This is a genomic window from Streptomyces sp. NPDC005281, from assembly GCF_040607495.1.
Classification (GTDB): Bacteria; Actinomycetota; Actinomycetes; order Streptomycetales; family Streptomycetaceae; genus Streptomyces.
Window position 1 is genome coordinate 126,462 of sequence record NZ_JBEXGX010000007.1, and the last position, 21,169, is coordinate 147,630.

Consider the following 21,169-nt stretch of genomic DNA (forward strand, 5'->3'; position numbering starts at 1 on the left):
CGTGCCTCCTTACGCGTCGTCACCTATCGCGGCGATGTAGTCCAACGAGTCCTCGGGTGAAAGGGCGTGGAACTGAAGGGCGTTGAAGGCCTCGGCGTAGGCCTGGAGGTCTTCTCTCCGTTCGAGATAGAGGCTACTCGTCAAGTGGTCGAGAACAACCACATCCAGATCAGTTGTGTTCGGAAATGAGAAAATAACGAAAGGGCCGGTCACTCCGATGTGTGCCCCGGCGGCGAACGGCAGTACCTGGAGCCGTACTTGGGGCAGAGCGGCGGCCTCCCGCAGCCGGCGCAGCTGGCGTGCCATGACATCGGGGCCGCCGACCTCCCGCCGTAACACCGCTTCGTCCAGGACGGCGGACAGCTCCAGCGGCGGATCCGAACGCAGGACGTCCTGCCGGGCCAGGCGCACCTCGACCAGGGCGTCGAGCTTGCTCTCCTCCAGCCCGTCCACGGCGGCCCGCGTCACCGCGCGGGCGTACTCCGGCGTCTGGAGCAGCCCGGGTACGACAGAGGTCTCCAGGGTGCGCATACCGCTCGCGCCCGACTCCAGGCTGATGAAGTCGCGGTAGGCCTGCGGGAGTACACCGCGGTACGCGTGCCACCAGTGGTGGCGGCCGTTGCCGTCGGATCCCGCCAGGACGACCAGAAGCTCGCGCAGTTCGGGATCCTCGACGCCGTACGCGTGCAACAGGCGTTCCACATCGGCCGGTTTCACCCCGCTGGTGCCGGTCTCGATGCGGCTCACCTTCGACTGGTGCCAGCCGAGCAGGCGGGCCGCCTCACCGCTCGTGAGGCCCGTCCCCGCGCGCAGCGCGCGCAGTTCGGCACCCAGCTTGCGGCGGCGCACCGCGGGACCGTGCTGCATGTCCGTTCTCCTTACTCCTTCCAAGTCGCCCGAATACGCTCTGCCGACGCAGAGTTCACCGCATCGAGCGACAGATATATGCATTCCTCGGTGGATCGCACCCGCGACCGGCCCGGTAATGGCAGTCTGGCGCAAGCACCAGTCCGGGACCGTACTCGAACCAAACGCTCGGTGTCGGGTTCCGGTCCCGTGGGAAAGGGACGAACGTCGCCATGGCAGACCATCAGGAAGCATCCGTCACACTGCCGAGCGAACCGGCCTCGGTTTCCGTGGCCCGTAAATTCGTCGCCGAAGTACTGGCCGAATGGGGCCTGCCGCGTGACAGCGAAGTCGCCGAGACCGTGCGCCTGATCGTGTCCGAACTGGCCACCAACGCCGTCCAGCACACATTCGGGCAGTCGCCCACGTTCACGGTCGGGGTGTGCCTCGAACGGGAGGAGCGGCTGCGCATCGGCGTCACCGACAGCCATCCGCGCTTTCCGAAGCGACTGCCCGCGGCCGTCCAGCAGGACAACGGCCGCGGCATGGTCATCATCCGCTGGCTGGCGGCGGAATGCGGTGGCAGGCTCATCGTGCTGCCGACCCGGGAGGGCGGCAAGACGGTCTCCATCGAACTCCCCTGGACGGTCCCGGTCCGGCCGGTGCCCGCCGGGTGGCCTCAGGAGCCCTGAGGCATCTCGTCCCGGCGCCCGCCGGTATCCGGCCGGGCGCCACCGGCCCGATGGCGCCCGGCCCGCCCGAAGGCGCCGCGCAGCAGGGCGCGGAACGCGTCGGCCGCCGGTGCCGTCACATCCGTCCGGTGGACGACCGAGATCGTGCGGCGCAGATCTCCCGGCTCCAGCAGCCTGGTGCCCACCGGAGTCGTCGCCGTCGCCGCCACCATCTCCGGCACGACCGCGACCCCGAGCCCGGCGCTGACCAGCGCGCACACCAGGGCGTACACCGGGGTCTCGACGAGGACCGCGGGTGTGGCCCCCGCCCCGGCGAGCGCGGCCTCCACACCCTGGCGGGGAGGGTGGTCCGGGGCCATGCTGATCAGCGGCTGCCCGGCGAGCTCGGCGAGCGGCAGCCGCGCCGAACCGCCGGCGAGAAGGTGACCGGGGGCGGTCACCAGCACCAGTTCCTCGACCAGCACCGGCTCGATGCCGACGGACGACGGGAGCGGTACCGGCGGGGCGGGCTGATAGGCGTGCGTGAGCGCCAGGTCCACCTCGCCGGCCGCGACCGCGGCGATCCCGTGCGGCGGCTCGTAGTCGGCGACCGCGAGCGCCACGTCCGGGTGGGCCCGGCGGAAGGCGCTGAGGACGGGCGGGAGCAGATGGATGCCCGCCGTCTGGAAGGTGCCGAGTCGCAGCGTGCCGCCCGACAGTCCCGTCAGCCGGGCCAGTTCGTGCCGGGCCAGCTCCATCTCGTCGAGGACCCGGCGGGCCCGTACGACCAGCAGTTCACCCGCTCCGGTGAGCCGGGTCCCGCGATGGGAGCGCACCAGCAGCGTCGCCCCCGCCTCCCGCTCCAGCTTCGCCACCTGCTGGGACAGCGCGGGCGGGCTGTATCCGAGGCGCTCGGCTGCCCGGGTGATCGATCCCGCCTCGGCGATCGCCACCAGTGCCGCGAGCCGCGTCGGGTCGTACATCGCGCGCCTCCCGGGCCCGGCGGTGTCCGGCCGGGTGTTAACGATCGCTTAAGACCGACCCAGGATATTCGACATACCTGCTGAAGGCCCGTCCCGGGCAGTCTGGGGGCCATGGACGCTCAGCTCATCGCCTTCACGGGCGTCGCCGCCGGCATGGTCGCCATGCCGGGCGCGGACTTCACCGTCGTCGTACGCAACGCGCTCGTGTCCCGCCGGACCGGGGTCGCCTGCGCCCTCGGCATCGCGGGCGGGCTGCTGCTCCACACCGCGCTCGCGGTCGCCGGGGTCGCCGCCGTCCTGACGGCCGTCCCGGCGCTCTTCCGGACGCTCCAACTGCTCGGTGGGGTCTACGTGCTGTACCTGGGCCTGCGCACGCTCCGCTCGCTGGGCCGTCCGAGTGACGTGGCGTCCGACGGGACGGGGCCGGGTCCGCACGGCACGGAAGCGGAGGCGACGGACTCCGGCGCGGGCCTGCGCGGGACGGCGGCGGAGCCGGGTTCGGACGCGGTTCGGCGCGCGGCGACGACGCGTCGGGCGGCGGGGCGCGCACGCCCGCTGCGGCAGGGCTTCGTCACCAACGCGCTCAACCCGAAGGCGCCCATCACGTTCCTGAGCCTGCTGCCGCAGTTCGTGCCCGCGGGCACGCCGGCGATGCCGCGGACCCTGCTGCTCGCGCTGATCGTGGTCGTCCTGGCCCTGCTGTGGTTCCCGGCGGTCGCGCTTCTGGTGGACCGGCTCGGGCGGTGGCTGCGCGAGCCGCGGGCCGCGCGCGCCGTGGCCGGGCTCACCGGCGGCGCCCTCACCGTGCTGGGCCTCGTCCTGGTGCTGGATCCCCTGAGGAGCTGAGAGGGCGTCACAGCGGCCGTGGGGGCCCGCGGCGGGCCGTGGGAGGGCCCGCGCCGGGGCGGCGAGGGTCCGCCGCCCCGGGGCTGAGGATCAGCCGACCCTGCCGTACCAGACGCTTCTCGTCCAGATCCTCTCGAGCTTCACCACTTCCCCGGTCTTCGGGGAGTGCCAGATCTTTCCCTTCCCGGCGTAGATGCCGACGTGGTACACGTTCCGGCCCGAGTGGAAGAACACGAGGTCACCGGCCTTGCGGTGCGAGGCCGAGACATGGTGCGTCTTGTTGTACTGCGCCGCGGCCGTACGAGGCAGCGTCTTGCCCGCCTTCTTGTACGAGTAGAGCGTGAGCCCGGAGCAGTCGAAGCGGTGCGGTCCGGTGGCGCCCCACTGGTAGGGGGAGCCGTGCTTCGACGCCGCGACCTGGAGTGCCCGCGTCGCGAGCGTGGCCGCCTCGGCGTCGGGTGCGACGCCGGGGACCACGAGGCTGCCGCCCACCGCGGCAAGGGTGAGGGCCGAGGCCGTACCGGCCCGGGTCCACAGCGACGGGACACGATTGAGCGCAGTCATGCGCAACCCTTCGTCAGCCGCCTGTGAAGGATGACCTGTCGGATTCGGGCTGGCGAAGTTGCCCGGCCGCTGCTGCGGCTTCACCCCAAGGACCGCCCGGAACTGTTCCGGCGGACCGTCTAGCTGGGTCCTCCACTCCTGCCGATCCACTTCTGTCGACCGGGCATCCGGGCGGCGGCAGGACTCGGCGTCCGCCCGGACCGCCCCGCCGCTGTGGCGGGGGCTTGTCGTCGGAAGGGATCTTCACTCATGGGAGTCGGAAAATCCGAGCGGAACCGGCGTTTTGTGGGCTTACTCACCACTCACCTGTTCGGGTGAACAACCCCCCGTTCGAGCGCGTGTTGGGGATGCCGGCGGGGCCCGTACCTGCGGTGAAAGGCTTCATCCGGCCTTTCTGAACCGCGTGTTGCGCAACTCGGAGGGGTCGTAGAAAGGTTCCCTGAATACGCCATCGGTGGGTACACCATCCGGTCCGTTTGAGTCGTGGTCCGGGCATCACGGGGTCGCGGCGCACACCGGTGCCGTGGTGCGGGTCCGTCAACTTCCCGGCTCGGGCGGCACGGTGACCCTGGCGGCCCGCCGTTCTCCGCCGAGCACCCGCAGAGCCTGGGCCAGCGTCGGGGCGTGCACCTCGTTCTCGCCGCGCTGGTGCATCAGCGTGAGAGCGTCCCGCAGGGCCTCCGCCTTGCCGACCAGAGCCTGAGCCGCCCTCAGGCCGCGATAGGTGTCTCCGGGGCGGGAGGGGTTGATACGGCCGACCAGGTCGACCACGTCGAGATAGCGGTCGATCAGCTCGGCCTCGGCGCGGGTCAGCGCCGGCAGCGGAGGGAGGTCCGGGATCATCGGCCGCTCACCTCGCGCCCGGCGTCCGGCGCGCGGCCCCGCGGCTCGGCACGATCAGGTCGATCAGGCCGTAGGCCAGCGCCGCCGGAGCGTCGAGGACCTTGTCCCGCTCGATGTCCGCGGCGACCCGCTCCGGGCTCTGTCCCGTGTGCCGTACGAGCATGTCCTCCAGGATCTCGCGGGTGCGGACCAACTCCTCTGCCTGGATCGCCAGGTCGCTGGTCCGTCCCTGGACCGGCTCCGGGATCGACGGCTGCCGGAGGAGGACGCGGGCTCCCGGCAGCGCGAGCCGCTTGCCCGGGGTGCCGGCGGCCAGCAGCACCGCGGCGGCCGACTCCGCCCGGCCGAGGCAGACCGTCTCGACGTCGCAGGTCACGAACCGGATCGTGTCGTAGATCGCCGTCATCGCGCTGAAAGAGCCGCCGGGGGAGTTGACGTAGAGCGAGATGTCCTGCTCAGGGGCCTGGTGTTCGAGGTACATGAACTGCGCCATCACGTCGTTCGCCGAGGTGTCGTCGATCGGCGTCCCCAGGAACACGATCCGTTCGGCGAGCAGCTTCGAGTACGGATCCAGGGTCTGCTGCCCCGTACTCGTGCGCTCGGTGAACTCGGGCAGGACATAGCGGGCGGACGGGCTGTCCATGGCGCGCCTCCTCGGATCGACGTCTGTAAAAAATGTACAGGACGTACGTCGTCGTGGAAGAGCGTCATGCCGAGAGCGAAAACGGCGGCGCCCCTGGCGGGAAGGCGGCGGCGGGCCGGCGCGTGCCGTCGGCCAGGGGGATCTCGCGCCCGGCCCCGTGCGGGAGGCCCGGTCTAAGCTGGACGTCATGGCCTACGAGATTCCGGTGACGCAAGCCAGGGCTGAGCTCGCCGAACTGATCAACCGCGTCGTGTACGGCGGTGAGCGCGTCGTCGTGACGCGGCACGGGAAGCCGCTCGTCGCCCTGGTCTCCGCCGCCGACCTGGAGCGCCTCGAGGAACTTCCCGAGCCCGCGGACGACCAGGTGATCAGCTCTCTGTCCCGAGTCCGTGACGTGGCGTCCGCGCCCCGCGAGCACCAGCGGTTCGGCATCGCCGCGGAGCACCGGGGGCCCAGCGCCTCGTAGCCGCCCGTGCGGGGACCGGTGCTCCGGCCAGGGGCGGCTCCCGGAAGCAGGGCGGCACGCCGTATACGGTCCGGCCCCCGGCGGCCTCACGGCGCCCCGGGGCGCCGCCGCGGTCCGTTCGGGTGGACCGGGCAAGCCGGGCGGTGCGGCGGACCCGAGAGGTTCCGTCGGCCCGGCCCGGAAGGGATCACAGGCTGGTTAACGTCCTCGAAACTCCGGCCAACTAGCGTGCCCATCCACGCCACCAGGGCTTTCGGTGGCCGCGGCCACCGGGCCCCGCACGGTCCGGAGCGAGGATGTGAGGTGGGACGTCGTGCAACTGACCCCGCACGAGCAGGAGAGGCTGCTGATCCATGTGGCGGCGGATGTCGCCGAGAAGCGCCGGGCCCGCGGACTGAGACTGAACCACCCCGAGGCCGTCGCCCTGATCACCTCGCACATCCTCGAGGGCGCCCGTGACGGCCGCACCGTGGCCGAACTGATGTCCTCCGGGCGCAAGATCCTCACCCGGGACGACGTCATGACGGGCATCCCCGAGATGATCCACGACGTCCAGGTCGAGGCGACCTTCCCGGACGGCACCAAGCTGGTCACCGTCCACGATCCGATCGTCTGACGGGGGGAGCGCCGTGATTCCGGGAGAATTCCTCTTCGCCGACGACCCCGTCGTGTTCAACGAGGGCCGCGAGACCACCCGCCTGACCGTCCTGAACGCCGCCGACCGTCCCGTTCAGGTCGGCTCGCACTACCACTTCGCCGAGGCCAATCCCGGCCTGGACTTCGACCGGGCCGCCGCGCGCGGCAAGCGGCTCAACGTCCCCGCCGGCACCGCGGTGCGCTTCGAGCCCGGGATTCCCGTCGAGGTCGAACTCGTGCCGATCGCCGGCGCCCGTGTGGTGCCCGGGCTGCGCGGGGAGACCGGGGGTGCTCTCGATGCCTGAGATCTCACGCGCCACGTACGCCGATCTGTTCGGGCCGACCACCGGGGACCGTATCCGCCTCGCCGACACCGACCTGCTGATCGAGATCGAGGAGGACCGCTCCGGCGGGCCCGGACTCGCCGGTGACGAGGCGGTGTTCGGCGGCGGCAAGGTCATCCGGGAATCCATGGGCCAGGCACGCGCCACGCGCGCGGACGGCACCCCTGACACGGTCGTCACCGGCGTCGTGATCGTCGACCACTGGGGGATCGTCAAGGCCGACGTCGGCATCCGCGACGGCCGGATCTCGGGCATCGGCAAGGCCGGCAACCCGGACACCATGGACGGGGTGCACCCCGACCTGGTGATCGGTCCCGAGACCGAGATCATCGCGGGCAACGGACGGATCATGACCGCGGGCGCCATCGACGCGCACGTCCACCTGATCTGCCCGCAGATCGCCGACGAGGCCCTCGCCTCCGGCATCACCACGCTCGTCGGCGGCGGCACGGGTCCCGCCGAGGGCTCCAAGGCGACCACCGTCACCCCCGGCCCCTGGCATCTGGCCCGGATGCTGGAGGCCATGGAGGGGTACCCGCTCAACTTCGGTCTGCTCGGCAAGGGCAACACCGTCTCGCACGAGGCGATGTTCTCGCAGATCCGGGGCGGCGCGCTCGGCCTGAAGATCCACGAGGACTGGGGCTCGACGCCCGCCGCGATCGACGCCGCGCTCACCGTCGCCGACCTGACCGGCGTCCAGGTCGCCATCCACACCGACACCCTGAACGAAGCCGGCTTCGTCGCCGACACCCTCGCGGCCATCGCCGGACGCGGGATCCACGCGTACCACACGGAGGGTGCGGGGGGCGGGCACGCGCCGGACATCATGTCCGTGGTCTCCGAGCCGTACGTCCTGCCCAGCTCGACCAACCCGACCCGGCCCTACACCGTCAACACCGCCGAGGAACACCTCGACATGCTGATGGTCTGCCACCACCTGAACCCGGCGGTGCCCGAGGACCTGGCCTTCGCCGAGTCCCGTATCCGGCCCTCCACCATCGGGGCCGAGGACATACTCCACGACCTCGGCGCCATCTCGATCATCTCCTCCGACTCCCAGGCCATGGGCCGCGTCGGCGAGGTGATCATGCGGACCTGGCAGACGGCCCACGTGATGAAGCGGCGCCGGGGCGCGCTGCCCGGTGACGGCCGCGCGGACAACCACCGAGTACGTCGCTATGTCGCCAAATACACGATCAACCCGGCGCTCGCGCAGGGACTCGCCCGTGAGATCGGCTCGGTGGAGACCGGCAAGCTCGCGGACCTGGTGCTGTGGGAGCCCGCGTTCTTCGGGGTCAAGCCGCATCTGGTCGTCAAGGGCGGCCAGATCGCGTACGCGCAGATGGGCGATGCCAACGCGTCCATCCCGACACCGCAACCGGTTCTGCCCCGGCCGATGTTCGGAGCGATCGGGCGGGCCCCGGCCGCCAACTCGTTCAACTTCGTCGCTCCGTTGGCGATCGAGGACGGGCTGCCGGAGCGGCTCTCGCTCGGCAAGCGGTTCGTCGCCATCGAGTCGACGCGGGCGGTGACCAAGGCCGACATGCGGGAGAACGACGCCCGGCCCGAGGTGCGGATCGACCCCGACAGCTTCGCCGTGCACATCGACGGGGAGCTCGTCGAGGCGACTCCGGCCGCCGAACTGCCCATGGCCCAGCGTTACTTCCTCTTCTGATGTCCCGGGCGGCACTTCTCGTCCTGGCCGACGGCCGCTTTCCCGCCGGAGGGCACGCGCACTCCGGCGGGGCCGAGGCGGCCGTCAAGGCCGGGCGGATCACCGGGGCGGCGAGCCTGGAGGAATTCTGCCGGGGGCGGCTGCACACGAACGGACTCGTCTCGGCCGCGCTGGCGGCGGCGGGCGCGCTCGGGGTCGATCCGGTGGCCCTGGACGCGGCCGCCGACGCCCGCACGCCCTCGCTCGCGCTGCGGGTCGCCGCCCGCCGACTGGGCCGGCAGCTCGTACGGGCGGCAAGGGCGGCCTGGCCTTGCGCCGAACTCGACGCACTGGCGCGGGAGTTCCCCAAGGGGTCGCATCAGCCGGTGGTACTGGGCGTGACCGCGCGGGCCGCCGGTCTCGGGCCCGAGGACGCCGCGTACAGCTCCGTGTACGAGTGTGTCAGCGGGCCCGCGTCGGCGACGGTGCGGCTGCTGAGCCTCGACCCGTTCGACGCGACGGCCGCGCTGGCCCGGCTCGCGCCGGAACTGGACGTCGTCGCCCACGCGGCGGCGCGTGCGGCCCGGCGGGTCCTCGACGAGGGTGTCGAGGCACTTCCCGCGGCGTCGGCACCGCTGCTGGAGATCGGAGCGGAGGCGCACGCGGCCTGGCCGGTGCGGCTGTTCGCGTCCTAGCGGACGCGGGCTCCGGCACCGTCGGGAGCCCCCCGGTCCTCTCGCACCGCCGGGGGCCCTCGGTCCTCTCGTACCGCCGGGAGCCCCCCGGCCCTCTCTGATCGCCGGGGGCCCTCGTCGCCGAGAGGGAACGGGCCGGGAGCTTTCTGGTGCAGCCGATCAGGACTTCTCCGCGGAATCCGCGTCGCAGGGGGCCAGGGGGCCAGGTGGCGGCCGCCTGCGACGCGGTCGTCCTGCCGGTCCCCGCACCCACCCCCGAGGTGGCGGTCCCCCTCGTTCCGGCAAGGCCGTCATAGCCTCCGGGCAGCCGTCGCCGACCTCGAGCCCCGACCCCGACCCGACCTCGACCGAAGCTGGAGTCACAGCGTGCATCTCGATCACACTCACGACGGGCCGTCCGCGGTCAGCGCCGACGCCCGCAGGCCCGACGGCAGGCGCCGTGCCCTGCGCATCGGGCTCGGTGGCCCCGTCGGCTCCGGGAAGACCGCCACCGTCGCCGCGCTGTGCCGGGCACTACGGGACGAGCTGTCCCTCGCCGTCGTCACCAACGACATCTACACCCGCGAGGACGCCGAGTTCCTGCTGCGGGAGGCGGTACTGCCGCCCGAGCGCATCACCGCGGTCGAGACGGGCGCGTGCCCGCACACCGCGATCCGGGACGACATCTCCGCCAACCTCGAAGCGGTCGAGGACCTGGAGGACGAGATCGGGCCGCTGGACCTGATCCTCGTGGAGTCCGGCGGAGACAACCTCACCGCGACCTTCTCCAAGGGCCTGGTCGACGCGCAGATCTTCGTCATCGACGTCGCGGGCGGAGACGACATCCCGCGCAAGGGCGGGCCCGGCGTCACGACGGCCGACCTGCTCGTCGTGAACAAGACGGACCTCGCGCCGTACGTCGGCTCCGACCTCGGGCGGATGGCGGCCGACGCCAAGGCGCAGCGGGCCGGACTGCCGGTGGTGTTCCAGTCGTTGCGCACCGAGGCCGGTGTCACGGCGGTCGCCGGCTGGGTGCGGGAACGGCTCGCGGCGTGGACGGCATGACGACGGCGGGAGTGCGCGCGACCGCCCGCGTCGAGGCCAGGGACGACGGCCGCGGCGGGACCTCGCTGCCGGTGCTGGACGGGGAGGGGCCGCTCGCCCTGCGCCGGATCCGGGGCAGTGGGTCCGAGGCCCGTGTGATGCTGGTCGGGGCGATGAGCGGGCCCCTCGGAGGCGATCACCTCGCCGTGGAGGTCCGGGTCGGACCGGGCGCGCGACTGCGGTTCGGCTCGGCCGCCGCCACCATCGCGCTGCCCGGACAGGCCAAGGGCGAGGCCCGCTACGACCTACGCCTCGACGTCGCCGACGGAGGCGAACTGTGGTGGACGCCCGAGCAGTTGATCTCCGCCGGTGGCAGTGAACTGTCCGTCTCCTCGCAGGTCGACCTCCGCGGCGATGCCCGGCTCGTCCTCCGTGAGGAGCAGATTCTCGGGCGCGTGGGAGAGGAACCCGGGCAGCTGGTCAGCCGTCTCACCGTGCGACGCGACGGACGGGCCCTGCTCGACCAGGAGTTGGCGTGCGGTCCCGGAGCGCCCGGCGGCTGGGACGGGCCCGCCGTGCTGGCGGGTCACCGGGCACTCGGGCAACTTCTCGTCGTACGGCCGGAGTTCGAGAAGGACATGCCTGCGGCGCGACCGATCGGGGAGGGCGCGGCCCTCACCCCGCTCGCCGGACCCGCCGTGCTCGTGACGGCGCTCGCCCCCGACGCGCTGCGGCTGCGGCGACTGCTGGACGAAGCCCTGCGCGAACTCACGTGACGTCAATTACCGCACTGGGAAGGTCAATTCACGTCAGCTTCACCGCTCACCGGAACACTTCATACCGGCTATCGGATTGGTAAAGAACACCGGTCACGTCTGTTCTCAGGGACCTCGCAGCCGAAAGGATCCCCGTACCAATCGCAATGATGTACGGGGAGGTCACACTTGAGGTCCAAGAGACCGACGAAACGGGTGGCGGCGTTCGGTTCGGCCGGCGTGCTCGTCACGGCGACCCTGATAGCCGGAGCCGTCGCGGCGCCGTCGGCCACCGCCGACTCGCGGCACGGCTCAGGGCAGAGCCGTGAGCAGCGCGGAGCGGCCGTCGCCGCCGAGCGGGCCGCCAAGGCCGGGATCGACTGGCAGGACTGCCCGGCCGACTGGGGCTTCGAGAAGCCGATCCAGTGCGGCTGGGTGAGCGTGCCGCTGGACTACGCGCACCCGAACGGCAAGCAGCTCAAGCTGGCAGTCGACCGCATCGGGAGCACCGGTACCAAGGAGGAGCGCCAGGGCGCGCTCGTCTACAACCCCGGCGGCCCCGGCGGTTCCGGTATGCGCTTCCCGCGCCGTGTCACCACCAAGAACCCCCTGTGGGTGAACACCGCCAAGGCCTACGACTTCGTGGGCTTCGACCCGCGCGGTGTCGGCCACTCGGCGCCCATCTCCTGCATCGACCCGCAGGAGTTCGTCAAGGCGCCCAAGGCGGACCCGGTCCCGGACTCCGAGGCCGACAAGCGCGTCCAGCGCAAGCTGGCCGCGGAGTACGCCGACGGTTGCGCCGAGCGCACCGGCAAGGCCGTGCTGGCGCAGATGACCACGCCCAACACGGCACGCGACCTCGACGTCATCCGGGCCGGGCTCGGGGAGAAGAAGCTCAACTACCTGGGCGTCTCCTACGGCACGTACCTGGGAGCCGTCTACGGCACGCTCTTCCCGGGACACGTGCGCCGCATGATCGTCGACAGCGTCGTCAACCCGGCGCGCGAGAACATCTGGTACCAGGCCAACCTGGAGCAGGACATCGCCTTCGAGGGCCGCTGGAAGGACTGGGAGGACTGGGTCGCCAAGAACGACGCGACCTTCCACCTCGGTGGCACCCGCGCCGAGGTCCAGGACCAGTGGCTGAAGCTGCGCGCCACCGCGAAGAAGAGCCCGCTGGGCGGCGTCGTCGGCCCCGCCGAGCTGATCTCCTTCTTCCAGAGCGCCCCGTACTACGACTCCTCGTGGGTGCCGGTCGCCTCGGTGTTCAGCAAGTACGTCGCCGGTGACACCCAGGCGCTCGTCGACGCCGCGTCCCCCGACCTGTCGGACACGGCCGGCAACATCTCCTCGGAGAACGGCAACGCCGTGTACACGGCCGTCGAGTGCACCGACGCGCAGTGGCCCACCAGCTGGAAGAAGTGGGACCGGGACAACACGCGGCTCAACGCCCAGTACCCGTTCATGACCTGGGCCAACGCGTGGATGAACCTGCCGTGCGCCACCTGGCCGGTCAAGCAGCAGTCCCCGGTGGAGGTCAGGACCGGCAAGGGCCTGCCCGCCGTCCTCATCGTGCAGTCCACCAATGACGCCGCCACCCCGTACCCGGGCGCCGTCGAACTGCACAAGCGGTTCAAGGGCTCCCGCCTCATCACCGAGCAGGGCGCGGGTTCGCACGGTGTGACCGGTCTGGTCAACCCGTGCATCAACGGGCGGGTGGACTCCTACCTGCTCACCGGCAAGACGGACGCCGCCGATGTGACGTGCACCCCGCACGCCACTCCGCAGCCGTAGTTCCGACAGTACGAGGGGGCGGCCGGTTTCCCGGCCGCCCCCTTCGTCGTACGCGGACCCACCTGTCCTTCGACGGCGTCAACTCATCGGCATCCGGGGGAACTTACGTCCGGACTCGGCCTTCTCCGCGGCCTCCTCGGCCTTGACGACGGCCGCGTACCGGTCGACGTACTCCTGCTCGGACAGCCCGAGGATGGCGTACATGATCTCGTCGGTGATGGCGCGCAGAACGGCCTTCTCGCCCTCCATCCCCGCATAGCGCGAGAAGTCGAGAGGCTTGCCGAATCGGATCACCACGGGATGGATCCGCGGGAGCTTCCTGCCCGGGGGCTGGGCCTCGAAGGTGCCGATCATCGCGCACGGAATCACCGGGGCCTCGGCCCGCAGGGCCATCACCGCGACGCCGACCTTGCCCTTGTAGAGCCGCCCGTCGTGCGAGCGGGTGCCCTCGGGATAGATGCCGAGCAGCTCGTCCTTGCTCAGCACACCGAGCCCCTCGCGGATCGCTGCCTGTCCCGCCTCCTTGCCGGACCGGTCCACCGGGATCTGCCCGATGCTGCGGAAGAAGGCGGCCGTCAGCCGCCCCTTGATGCCGGGCCCGGTGAAGTACTCGGCCTTCGCGAGGAAGGTGATCCGGCGCTTCAGGATGGCGGGCATCAGGAAGTGGTCCGCGAAGGACAGATGGTTGCCCGCCACGATGGCGGGACCCGACGACGGTATGTGCTCAAGGCCCTCGATCCGAGGCCGGAAGACCAGCCTCAACAGTGGACCCAGAAGCACATATTTGAGCACGTGATAAAACACTGGGGCGCTCCTCTTTTCCCCTGGGGAGCGATCAGTGTAGGCGCGGCCGTCGCCGGGCGTAACCGCCGCGGTGTCACTCTCTGTGGCCTCTTGGCCGGTATCAGACCCCTTGCGTCAGAACTTTCTCGAGAGACCCGAGAGCCGACCGGAGTTCCTCGGCCGTGATGGTGAGGGGCGGCGCGAGCCGGATGGTCGAACCGTGGGTGTCCTTGACCAGAATTCCCTCGGCCATCAGGCCCTGGCTGATCTCCCGGCCGGTGCCGATGGACGGGTCGATGTCGACGCCCGCCCACAGCCCGCGCGAGCGGAAGCCCTCGACGCCCCGGCCCACCAGAGCCGTCAGCCCGTCCCGCAGCAGGACGCCCAGCTCGGTCGCCCTGCGCTGGTACTCACCGGTCTCCAGCAGACCGACGACCGCCGAACCGACCGCCGCGGCCAGCGGATTGCCGCCGAAGGTGGAGCCGTGCTCACCCGGACGGAGCACACTCAGCACGTCCCGCCGTCCGACGACCGCGGAGACCGGCACGATGCCGCCGCCGAGCGCCTTTCCGAGCAGCAGCAGGTCGGGGACGACCGACTCGTGTTCCACCGCCAGGGTGGTGCCGGTGCGGCCGAGGCCGGACTGGATCTCGTCCGCGATGAACAGGCAGCCGGTGCGGCGGGTGAGCTCGCGGACTCCGGCGAGGTAGCCGTCGTCCGGGATGATCACGCCCGCCTCGCCCTGGATGGGTTCGAGCAGGACCGCGGCCGTCGTCTCGTCGATCGCCGCCTCGAGCGCGGCCAGGTCGTTGTACGGCACGACCCGGAAACCGGGTGTGAAGGGGCCGAAGCCCGAGCGGGCCGTCTCGTCGGTGGAGAAGCTGACGATCGTGGTCGTACGGCCGTGGAAGTTGTCGGCCGCCACCACGATCGTGGCGCGGTCGGGAGCGACGCCCTTCACCTCGTACGCCCATTTGCGGGCCACCTTGACGGCGCTCTCCACCGCCTCGGCGCCCGTGTTCATCGGCAGGACCATGTCGAGGCCCGTCAACGCGGCCAGCGACTCGGCGAATCCGGCCAACCGGTCGTTGTGGAAGGCCCGCGAGGTCAGGGTGAGCCGGTCGAGCTGGCGGTGCGCGGCCTCGATCAGCACCGGGTTGCGGTGGCCGAAGTTGAGGGCCGAGTAGCCGGCCAGCATGTCGAGGTAGCGGCGGCCCTCGACGTCCTCGACCCAGGTGCCCTCGGCGTGCGCGACGACCACGGGCAGCGGGTGGTAGTTGTGCGCGAGGACCGGTTCCTCGGCTCGGATCAGTTCCTCGGAACTGCGCGGACCGGCGCCGGCGGACGCGGACGTACGGGCGGGAGCGGTCATGAACGGATCTCCTGAGTGCAGCACTTGATTCCGCCGCCGGCCTTGTGGAACTCGGACAGGTCGACGGGGACGGGTACGTAGCCGTGGCGGACGAGCCGGTCCGTCAGGGCCTCGGCGCGCGGAGCGATGAAGACATGACGGCCGTCGGAGACGGAGTTGAGGCCGAAGGCGAACGCGTCCTCGCGGGTCGCGAGCACCGCGTCCGGGAACAGCCGGGTCAGCACCTCGCGGCTGCCGGGGGAGAACGCCTCCGGGTAGTACGCGATGTTGTCGTCGTCGAGGACGAAGAGCGCGGTGTCCAGGTGGTAGAAGTGCGGGTCCACCAGGCGGAGGCCGATCACCGGGACGCCGAAGAACTCCTGGACCTCGCGATGGGCCTCGGGCGTGGTGCGGAATCCCGTACCGGCGAGGATGTAGCGGCGCGTCGGGACGAGATCGCCCTCGCCCTCGCACACCGACTCCGGACGGTAGACGTCGAAACCGGCCGTCTTGAACCAGGTCTCGTACGCGGTGGACTCGGGACGGCGCTCGGGGGCGTGGAACGACGAGCCGAAGACACGCCCCTCCAGGACGAGCGCGCAGTTCGCGGCGAAGACCATGTCGGGAAGGCCGGCGACCGGTTCGACGGAGTCGACGGAGTGACCGTGCGCGCGATAGGCGCCGATCAGCGCCTGCCACTGATCTCGCGCGAGATCGACGTCCACAGGGGTGTCGGGACGCATCCATGGGTTGATCGCGTACTGCACGGCGAAGTGTCTGGGTTCGCAGACGAGAAAGCGCCGGGGGCGCGGCACACGGCTTTCGGACACAGAGAGGTTCCTCCGCTTCCTGCGGTGTCGGCGGGTGGGATGCCTCCACGGTAAGAAACGGGGGATACGGGCGACAAGCGACGAGAGCTGCGCATATACGCAGCACTGCTGCGTGATCCGCTGGGTCAGCGCACGATTCCTGCGTCGCCGGGGGCCGCATGGGTCGCCGCGGCCTCCGGGGCCTCGGGCAGCAGATGGGACAGCACCATGTAGCTGATCGTCTTCCGGATGAACGGCTCCACCCGGATGCGCTCCAGCACCTCCTCGAAGTGCTCCACGTCGACGGCCCGCACGTGCAGCAGCGCGTCCGCGCCCCCGGTCACCGTCATCGCCGCGGTGATCTCCGGATGGTTGCGCACCACCTCCGCGAGCCGCCGGGGCGGCGCCGCGCCCTCGCAGTACACCTCCACGTACGCCTCCGTGCGCCAGCCGAGCGCCGCGGGCTTCACCGTGGCCGTGAACCCGGTGATCACGCCCGTCTCGCGCAGCCGGTCGACACGGCGCTTGACCGCCGTCGCGGACAGTCCGATCGCCGCGCCGATCTCCGCGAAGCTCGTCCGGGCATTGGCCATCAAGGCTGTGACGATCTTGCGGTCGAGCTCGTCGAACATCGCGGGCTTGCTGTTCATTGCCGCACTGTATCCAGCGACGGCCACCACCCGGCCGGGCACGACGGCCGTGTCCGGCACATGTCCAGCCGCGGTAATCGCTCCTACACTCCACTCTCATGCTGCGCGCGCTCGCCGTCGACGACGAACAACCCTCCCTCGAAGAGCTGTTGTACCTCCTGAACGCCGACCCCCGGATCGGCAGCGCCGAGGGCGCGAGCGACGCGACCGAGGCGCTCCGCCGGATCAACCGGGCCCTGGAGAGCGGACCAGGCGGACCCGAGGCGATCGACGTCGTCTTCCTCGACATCAACATGCCCGGACTGGACGGGCTCGACCTGGCCCGGCTGCTCGGCGGGTTCGCCCGGCCGCCGCTCGTCGTGTTCGTCACCGCCCACGAGGGATTCGCCGTGCAGGCCTTCGACCTCAAGGCCGTCGACTACGTCCTGAAGCCCGTACGCCGCGAACGGCTCGCCGAAGCGGTCCGGCGGGCCGCCCGGCTGCGGGACACCGCACCCCTGATCTCCGTCCACGAGCCCGACCCCGACCACATATCCGTCGAACTCGGCGGAGTGACACGGTTCGTGGCCGTCGAGGACATCACCCACGTCGAGGCCCACGGCGACTACGCCCGGCTGCACACCGCGCAGGGCAGCCACCTGGTGCGCATCCCGCTGTCCACCCTCGAGGAGCGCTGGCGCCCCCGCGGCTTCGTCCGCATCCACCGGAGCCACCTCGTCGCTCTGCGCCACATCGGCGAACTGCGCCTGGACGCCGGTACGGTGAGTGTCCTCGTCGACTCGGTCGAACTCCAGGTCAGCCGCCGGCACACCCGTCAACTGCGCGATCTGCTGCTGCGCCGGACCACGAGCTGAGGAGCACCGCGTGCCGCAGGACCCCACCGAACGCCGTGTGGTCGTCACAGGAGCGCCCCGGCGCACCCTCCCCAACGCTCGGCTTCGCTCGCGCGGGAGGCACCCCCATACATCCGGCTACTACCGGCCGAGGACCGAGATCGACGAGCAGACCACACTCGGCCACACCTATGTGCGCTCCCTGATGCGCAGTCAACTCCGCGTCGCCTGCGTCACGTTGGCCGTCCTCGTCCTGCTCGTCGGACCGCTGCCGCTGGTCTTCGCCGCGACGCCCGACGGCGCCTCCCTCGAATGGGCCGTGCTCGGCTTCGGCCTGTACCCGCCGCTGGTGCTGCTCGCCCGCTGGTACGTGCGGCGGGCGGAACGCAACGAGAAGGACCTCGTGCGACTGGTCGAGGACCGCTGAACCGTGAACGAGAACTACTCCGTTCCCGCCGTCGCCCTCGTCGTCGTCGCGACCGTCCTGGTCGGCGCGTTCGGGCTGCGCATCTCCCGGACCACCTCCGACTTCTACGTCGCCTCGCGCACCGTCGGCCCCCGGCTCAACGCGGCCGCGATCAGCGGGGAGTACCTCTCCGCCGCCTCCTTCCTCGGCATAGCCGGCCTGGTGCTCGTCCAGGGGCCCGACATGCTCTGGTACCCGGTCGGCTACACCGCCGGCTATCTCGTGCTGCTGCTCTTCGTCGCGGCACCCCTGCGCCGCTCCGGCGCCTACACCCTGCCCGACTTCGCGGAGGCCCGGCTCGGCTCCCAGGCCGTCAGAAGACTCGCCGGGGCCTTCGTGGTCGGCGTCGGCTGGCTCTACCTGCTGCCCCAACTCCAGGGCGCGGGGCTGACACTGGCGGTGCTGACCGACGCGCCCGACTGGTTCGGCGGGGTCCTCGTCGCCGTCGTCGTGGTGGCCACGGTCGCCGCGGGCGGCATGCGCAGCATCACCTTCGTACAGGCCTTCCAGTACTGGCTCAAGCTCACCGCCCTGCTCGTTCCCGCGCTCTTCCTGGTCCTCGCCTGGCAGTCCCACGGCGCCCCCCGTGACGCCTTCGAGGAACCGCCGACCTTCCGTGAGCGGCGCCTCGTCCAGGTCGACTCCACGCTCGACCTGAAGCTGTCCCGGCCGCTCACCGTCACCGCGACCGGCACCGTCGACGGACGACGGTACGAGAACGCGCGCGTCCGGCTCCCGCGCGGGACCCACCGCGTCGCCGGCGGCACCCGGCTGACCTTCGACCGGGGCGCCCCGGTCCCGGCGGCCGAACGGGGCGGCGACGACACCCTTGCGACCACACCGACCGCCGGGCATGAGAAACGCCCGCTCTACGCCACCTACGGGCTGATCCTCGCGACCTTCCTCGGCACGATGGGCCTGCCTCACGTCGTCGTCCGCTTCTACACCAGCCCGCACGGTGTCGCCGCCCGCCGCACCACCGTGGCCGTCCTCGGCCTGATCGGCGCCTTCTATCTCCTGCCGCCGGTGTACGGGGCGCTGGGCCGGCTGTACGCCCCCGAGCTCAGCCTCACCGGCGACGCGGACGCCGCCGTGCTCCTGCTGCCCGACAGGATGATCGGCGGGGCCGGCGCCGACCTGCTGGGGGCGCTGGTGGCGGGCGGCGCCTTCGCCGCGTTCCTCTCGACGGCGTCCGGACTGACCATGGCGGTCGCGGGTGTGCTCACCCAGGACGTACTGCCCTCCCGCGGCGTACGGCACTTCCGGCTCGGCACCGTACTGGCGATGGCGGTACCCCTCGCCGCGAGCGTGCTGGTGGGCGGGCTGCCCGTCGCCGACGCGGTGGGGCTCGCGTTCGCGGTGTCCGCGTCCTCCTTCTGCCCGCTGCTGGTCCTCGGCATCTGGTGGCGGCGGCTCACCCCGCCCGGGGCGGCGGCGGGGATGCTCGGCGGGGGCGGCGCGGCACTCGTCGCCGTCGGCGCGACCATGGCCGGCTATCCGGGGACGACAGGCACCCTGCGCTCACTGCTCGCCTGGCCGGCGCTCTGGTCGGTACCGCTCGGCTTCGTGACCATGGTGCTGGTGTCCCTGGCCACCGCCGCCCGCGTACCGGCCGGAACGGCGGCGATCCTCGCCCGCTTCCACCTCCCGGAGGAACTCACGGAGGGCCAGGTCCGCGCCGCCGTCGGCGGGACGGCGGGCATGACGGAGGCCGGACCGTGAGGGCCCTGGCCGGAGGCCCGAACGGCGGGGGACGCCGCCCGGGGCCGGCGATCGTGGATGGGATCACGGATGGGACGGTGAGCGGGGTCGCGGATGGGGCGGTGGCCAGGTTCGCCGACGGGGCCGGGGGCGCGGTCCGGGTCGCGGACGGGGCTGGGGGTGCGGTCCGGGTCGCGGACGGGATGGTGAGCGGGGTTGCGGATGGGGCGGTGGCCGGGTTCGCCGACGGGGCCGGGGGCGCGGTCCGGGTCGCGGACGGGACAGTGGCCTCGATCGTCGATGGGGTCGGGGTCGGGATCGCTGACGGGGCGGTGAGCGGGTGAGTGGGTTCGTGGCCGGGCTGTGTGTGGCCGTGCTTCCGCTGCTGGCGGCGGGATTCTGGCTCGGCAGGCGTACCGGGCGGCCGGAGAGCCTCGGCGGACTCGGCACCCCCGTCGAGCACGCCACCTTCCAGACCCTGCACACCGCCTCGCTCGCCGCGCCCCCGCTCCGCGCAGGACTCACCGAGGAGACGGCCCGCCGGTCCGCCCGGCGACTGCGCACCCTCCTCGGCACGGACGCCCTGTGCCTCACCGACCAGGAGACGGTCCTCGCGTGGGACGGTGTCGGCGCCCATCACCGTACCGAGGTCATGGAACGCCTCGGCGGCCCGCTGGAGACCGGCCGCGGCGAGGCCTTCCGGCTGACCTGCGCCGAGCCCGACTGCCCGCTGCGCTGGGCCGTCGTGGCCCCGCTCACCGTCGACGAACGGGTGCACGGAGCGATCGTGGCCTGCGCGCCCCGAGAGTCCGCGGTCCTCGTACGCGCCGCCGGCGAGGTCGCGCGCTGGGTCTCCGTCCAACTGGAACTGGCCGAGCTCGACCAGTCCAGGACCCGGCTGATCGAGGCCGAGATCAAGGCCCTCCGAGCCCAGATATCCCCGCATTTCATCTTCAACTCGCTCGCCGTGATCGCCTCGTTCGTCCGGACCGATCCGGAACGGGCCCGGGAGCTCCTGCTGGAGTTCGCCGACTTCACCCGCTACTCGTTCCGCCGGCACGGCGACTTCACGACCCTCGCCGACGAGTTGCACGCCATCGACCACTACCTCGCGCTCGTGCGGGCCCGCTTCGGCGAGCGGCTGTCCGTCACCCTCCAGATCGCACCCGAGGTGCTGCCGGTCGCGCTGCCGTTCCTCTGTCTCCAGCCCCTGGTGGAGAACGCCGTCAAACACGGACTGGAGGGCAAGACCGACAAGAGCCACATCAGCATCACGGCACAGGACGCCGGCGCCGAGGCGCTCGTGGTCATCGAGGACAACGGCGTCGGGATGGACCCCGAAAGGCTGCGCGGCATCCTGTCCGGGGAGGTCGGCCCTTCCGGGGGCATCGGACTCTCCAACGTCGACGACCGGCTGCGCCAGGTGTACGGCGACGATCACGGCCTGGTCATAGAGACCGCGGTGGGAGCCGGCATGAGGATCACCGTCCGGCTCCCCAAATACCAGCCCGGCGTCCACTCCGCGGCCGGGCGCCCCCGGCAGTGAGATGCCCCGGCCACCGTCGCGGCCGGGGTCGGCTTCCTCGGGCCGGGTTCAGGTGCTGCGGGAAGCCACCATCCCCAGCGTGATCAGACCGAGCACGACCCAGCCGAACCACAGCCAGCCGTTGCTGCCCAGTGCCACCGTGTAGGCCGTCACCACGACGAGCCCGCCCACGGTGAGCACCCCCATCGTCTTCGTCGAACCGGGCATCGCAGCACCCTCCTCCAGGCGGGTCCGCGACGCGGCCCGTGGCCTCTGGGGCCATTTTCA

Annotated in this window: 24 protein-coding genes and 1 riboswitch; of the genes, 14 read left to right on the top strand and 10 right to left on the bottom strand. The window is 71.4% G+C overall.

Translation table 11 applies throughout. The features are described 5' to 3' along the window. Positions 1–9 precede the first annotated feature (9 nt). The gene (locus ABZV42_RS12655; RefSeq protein ID WP_355977026.1) at positions 10–867 is read right to left on the bottom strand and encodes a helix-turn-helix transcriptional regulator; all 858 of its coding nucleotides are present in this window, start codon (positions 865–867) and stop codon (positions 10–12) included. Positions 868–1,079: 212 nt separating this feature from the next. On the opposite strand from ABZV42_RS12655, the gene ABZV42_RS12660 reads away from it, so the two are divergent. Continuing rightward, on the top strand, positions 1,080–1,538 hold the full coding sequence (locus ABZV42_RS12660; protein ID WP_356051855.1) for an ATP-binding protein: 459 nt from the start codon (positions 1,080–1,082) through the stop codon (positions 1,536–1,538). On the opposite strand, the gene ABZV42_RS12665 is transcribed toward ABZV42_RS12660, so the two are convergent. Next, positions 1,526–2,500 (bottom strand): LysR family transcriptional regulator, encoded by a 975-nt coding sequence (locus ABZV42_RS12665; RefSeq protein WP_356051857.1) that lies wholly within the window; start codon positions 2,498–2,500, stop codon positions 1,526–1,528. The two genes, ABZV42_RS12660 and ABZV42_RS12665, sit on opposite strands and share 13 nt — an antisense overlap. A 111-nt stretch (positions 2,501–2,611) precedes the next feature. On the opposite strand from ABZV42_RS12665, the gene ABZV42_RS12670 reads away from it, so the two are divergent. After that, complete coding sequence (locus ABZV42_RS12670) at positions 2,612–3,346, top strand: LysE family translocator (protein ID WP_356051858.1); 735 nt, start codon at positions 2,612–2,614, stop codon at positions 3,344–3,346. A 90-nt stretch (positions 3,347–3,436) separates the two neighbouring features. Here the strand turns inward: ABZV42_RS12670 and ABZV42_RS12675 are convergent, their stop codons facing one another. From ABZV42_RS12675 to ABZV42_RS12685, 3 genes are all read right to left on the bottom strand, one after another. Further along, the gene (locus ABZV42_RS12675; protein ID WP_339127967.1) at positions 3,437–3,910 is read right to left on the bottom strand and encodes a C40 family peptidase; all 474 of its coding nucleotides are present in this window, start codon (positions 3,908–3,910) and stop codon (positions 3,437–3,439) included. A 3-nt stretch (positions 3,911–3,913) separates the two neighbouring features. Then, a riboswitch (cyclic di-AMP (ydaO/yuaA leader) is annotated at positions 3,914–4,110 on the bottom strand. A 337-nt stretch (positions 4,111–4,447) separates the two neighbouring features. Then, positions 4,448–4,753 carry a hypothetical protein gene (locus tag ABZV42_RS12680; RefSeq protein WP_355977034.1) on the bottom strand — a complete coding sequence of 102 codons (306 nt, stop codon included), beginning with the start codon at positions 4,751–4,753 and terminating at the stop codon, positions 4,448–4,450. 7 nt (positions 4,754–4,760) lie between these two features. Beyond that, positions 4,761–5,396, bottom strand: a complete 636-nt coding sequence (locus tag ABZV42_RS12685) for an ATP-dependent Clp protease proteolytic subunit (RefSeq protein ID WP_356051859.1) — start codon at positions 5,394–5,396, stop codon at positions 4,761–4,763. Between the two features lie 187 nt (positions 5,397–5,583). On the opposite strand from ABZV42_RS12685, the gene ABZV42_RS12690 reads away from it, so the two are divergent. The 8 genes from ABZV42_RS12690 to ABZV42_RS12725 all read left to right on the top strand — a co-directional run bounded on the left by ABZV42_RS12690 (position 5,584) and on the right by ABZV42_RS12725 (position 12,763). Next, positions 5,584–5,862 (top strand): type II toxin-antitoxin system Phd/YefM family antitoxin, encoded by a 279-nt coding sequence (locus ABZV42_RS12690; RefSeq protein ID WP_355977038.1) that lies wholly within the window; start codon positions 5,584–5,586, stop codon positions 5,860–5,862. Between the two features lie 313 nt (positions 5,863–6,175). Then, entirely contained in the window at positions 6,176–6,478 is a 303-nt protein-coding gene (locus tag ABZV42_RS12695; protein WP_103550668.1) for an urease subunit gamma, read from the top strand. A 13-nt stretch (positions 6,479–6,491) separates the two neighbouring features. Then, on the top strand, positions 6,492–6,803 hold the full coding sequence (locus tag ABZV42_RS12700; protein ID WP_355977040.1) for an urease subunit beta: 312 nt from the start codon (positions 6,492–6,494) through the stop codon (positions 6,801–6,803). Then, on the top strand, positions 6,796–8,517 hold the full coding sequence (locus ABZV42_RS12705) for an urease subunit alpha (protein ID WP_355977042.1): 1,722 nt from the start codon (positions 6,796–6,798) through the stop codon (positions 8,515–8,517). The genes ABZV42_RS12700 and ABZV42_RS12705 overlap by 8 nt, the downstream gene beginning before the upstream one ends. Next, complete coding sequence (locus ABZV42_RS12710; protein ID WP_356051861.1) at positions 8,517–9,191, top strand: urease accessory UreF family protein; 675 nt, start codon at positions 8,517–8,519, stop codon at positions 9,189–9,191. The genes ABZV42_RS12705 and ABZV42_RS12710 overlap by 1 nt, the downstream gene beginning before the upstream one ends. A 366-nt stretch (positions 9,192–9,557) precedes the next feature. After that, positions 9,558–10,235: an urease accessory protein UreG gene (gene ureG, locus ABZV42_RS12715; RefSeq protein WP_355977046.1), complete on the top strand. Its 678-nt coding sequence runs from the start codon at positions 9,558–9,560 to the stop codon at positions 10,233–10,235. Next, complete coding sequence (locus tag ABZV42_RS12720; RefSeq protein WP_356051955.1) at positions 10,232–10,990, top strand: urease accessory protein UreD; 759 nt, start codon at positions 10,232–10,234, stop codon at positions 10,988–10,990. The genes ureG and ABZV42_RS12720 overlap by 4 nt, the downstream gene beginning before the upstream one ends. A gap of 168 nt (positions 10,991–11,158) precedes the next feature. Then, entirely contained in the window at positions 11,159–12,763 is a 1,605-nt protein-coding gene (locus ABZV42_RS12725; RefSeq protein ID WP_355977048.1) for an alpha/beta hydrolase, read from the top strand. 78 nt (positions 12,764–12,841) lie between these two features. On the opposite strand, the gene ABZV42_RS12730 is transcribed toward ABZV42_RS12725, so the two are convergent. From ABZV42_RS12730 to ABZV42_RS12745, 4 genes are all read right to left on the bottom strand, one after another. Beyond that, positions 12,842–13,567, bottom strand: a complete 726-nt coding sequence (locus ABZV42_RS12730; RefSeq protein ID WP_355977050.1) for a lysophospholipid acyltransferase family protein — start codon at positions 13,565–13,567, stop codon at positions 12,842–12,844. A gap of 100 nt (positions 13,568–13,667) precedes the next feature. After that, positions 13,668–14,918: an ornithine--oxo-acid transaminase gene (gene rocD, locus ABZV42_RS12735; protein ID WP_355977052.1), complete on the bottom strand. Its 1,251-nt coding sequence runs from the start codon at positions 14,916–14,918 to the stop codon at positions 13,668–13,670. Further along, positions 14,915–15,727, bottom strand: a complete 813-nt coding sequence (gene ddaH, locus ABZV42_RS12740) for a dimethylargininase (protein ID WP_355977054.1) — start codon at positions 15,725–15,727, stop codon at positions 14,915–14,917. Before ddaH ends, rocD begins: the two co-directional genes overlap by 4 nt. Positions 15,728–15,852: 125 nt before the next feature. Beyond that, positions 15,853–16,356 (bottom strand): Lrp/AsnC family transcriptional regulator, encoded by a 504-nt coding sequence (locus tag ABZV42_RS12745; RefSeq protein WP_355977055.1) that lies wholly within the window; start codon positions 16,354–16,356, stop codon positions 15,853–15,855. 98 nt (positions 16,357–16,454) lie between these two features. On the opposite strand from ABZV42_RS12745, the gene ABZV42_RS12750 reads away from it, so the two are divergent. From ABZV42_RS12750 to ABZV42_RS12765, 4 genes are all read left to right on the top strand, one after another. Beyond that, positions 16,455–17,210 (top strand): LytTR family DNA-binding domain-containing protein, encoded by a 756-nt coding sequence (locus tag ABZV42_RS12750; protein ID WP_355977056.1) that lies wholly within the window; start codon positions 16,455–16,457, stop codon positions 17,208–17,210. A gap of 10 nt (positions 17,211–17,220) precedes the next feature. Further along, entirely contained in the window at positions 17,221–17,616 is a 396-nt protein-coding gene (locus tag ABZV42_RS12755) for a hypothetical protein (protein WP_355977057.1), read from the top strand. Positions 17,617–17,619: 3 nt separating this feature from the next. After that, positions 17,620–19,377: a cation acetate symporter gene (locus ABZV42_RS12760; protein ID WP_356051862.1), complete on the top strand. Its 1,758-nt coding sequence runs from the start codon at positions 17,620–17,622 to the stop codon at positions 19,375–19,377. Positions 19,378–19,696: 319 nt separating this feature from the next. Next, positions 19,697–20,902, top strand: a complete 1,206-nt coding sequence (locus ABZV42_RS12765) for a histidine kinase (protein WP_355977059.1) — start codon at positions 19,697–19,699, stop codon at positions 20,900–20,902. 48 nt (positions 20,903–20,950) lie between these two features. Here the strand turns inward: ABZV42_RS12765 and ABZV42_RS12770 are convergent, their stop codons facing one another. Then, the gene (locus tag ABZV42_RS12770; RefSeq protein ID WP_355773678.1) at positions 20,951–21,109 is read right to left on the bottom strand and encodes a hypothetical protein; all 159 of its coding nucleotides are present in this window, start codon (positions 21,107–21,109) and stop codon (positions 20,951–20,953) included. Positions 21,110–21,169 lie beyond the last annotated feature (60 nt).

Excerpts from the sequence above, each read along its gene's own strand:
- ABZV42_RS12655 (WP_355977026.1), bottom strand. The coding sequence starts at position 867 with ATGCAGCACGGTCCCGCGGTGCGCCGCCGCAAGCTGGGTGCCGAACTG.
- ABZV42_RS12660 (WP_356051855.1), top strand. The coding sequence starts at position 1,080 with ATGGCAGACCATCAGGAAGCATCCGTCACACTGCCGAGCGAACCGGCC.
- ABZV42_RS12665 (WP_356051857.1), bottom strand. The coding sequence starts at position 2,500 with ATGTACGACCCGACGCGGCTCGCGGCACTGGTGGCGATCGCCGAGGCG.
- ABZV42_RS12670 (WP_356051858.1), top strand. The coding sequence starts at position 2,612 with ATGGACGCTCAGCTCATCGCCTTCACGGGCGTCGCCGCCGGCATGGTC.
- ABZV42_RS12675 (WP_339127967.1), bottom strand. The coding sequence starts at position 3,910 with ATGACTGCGCTCAATCGTGTCCCGTCGCTGTGGACCCGGGCCGGTACG.
- ABZV42_RS12680 (WP_355977034.1), bottom strand. The coding sequence starts at position 4,753 with ATGATCCCGGACCTCCCTCCGCTGCCGGCGCTGACCCGCGCCGAGGCC.
- ABZV42_RS12685 (WP_356051859.1), bottom strand. The coding sequence starts at position 5,396 with ATGGACAGCCCGTCCGCCCGCTATGTCCTGCCCGAGTTCACCGAGCGC.
- ABZV42_RS12690 (WP_355977038.1), top strand. The coding sequence starts at position 5,584 with ATGGCCTACGAGATTCCGGTGACGCAAGCCAGGGCTGAGCTCGCCGAA.
- ABZV42_RS12705 (WP_355977042.1), top strand. The coding sequence starts at position 6,796 with ATGCCTGAGATCTCACGCGCCACGTACGCCGATCTGTTCGGGCCGACC.
- ABZV42_RS12710 (WP_356051861.1), top strand. The coding sequence starts at position 8,517 with ATGTCCCGGGCGGCACTTCTCGTCCTGGCCGACGGCCGCTTTCCCGCC.
- ABZV42_RS12720 (WP_356051955.1), top strand. The coding sequence starts at position 10,232 with ATGACGACGGCGGGAGTGCGCGCGACCGCCCGCGTCGAGGCCAGGGAC.
- rocD (WP_355977052.1), bottom strand. The coding sequence starts at position 14,918 with ATGACCGCTCCCGCCCGTACGTCCGCGTCCGCCGGCGCCGGTCCGCGC.
- ABZV42_RS12745 (WP_355977055.1), bottom strand. The coding sequence starts at position 16,356 with ATGAACAGCAAGCCCGCGATGTTCGACGAGCTCGACCGCAAGATCGTC.
- ABZV42_RS12750 (WP_355977056.1), top strand. The coding sequence starts at position 16,455 with ATGCTGCGCGCGCTCGCCGTCGACGACGAACAACCCTCCCTCGAAGAG.
- ABZV42_RS12770 (WP_355773678.1), bottom strand. The coding sequence starts at position 21,109 with ATGCCCGGTTCGACGAAGACGATGGGGGTGCTCACCGTGGGCGGGCTC.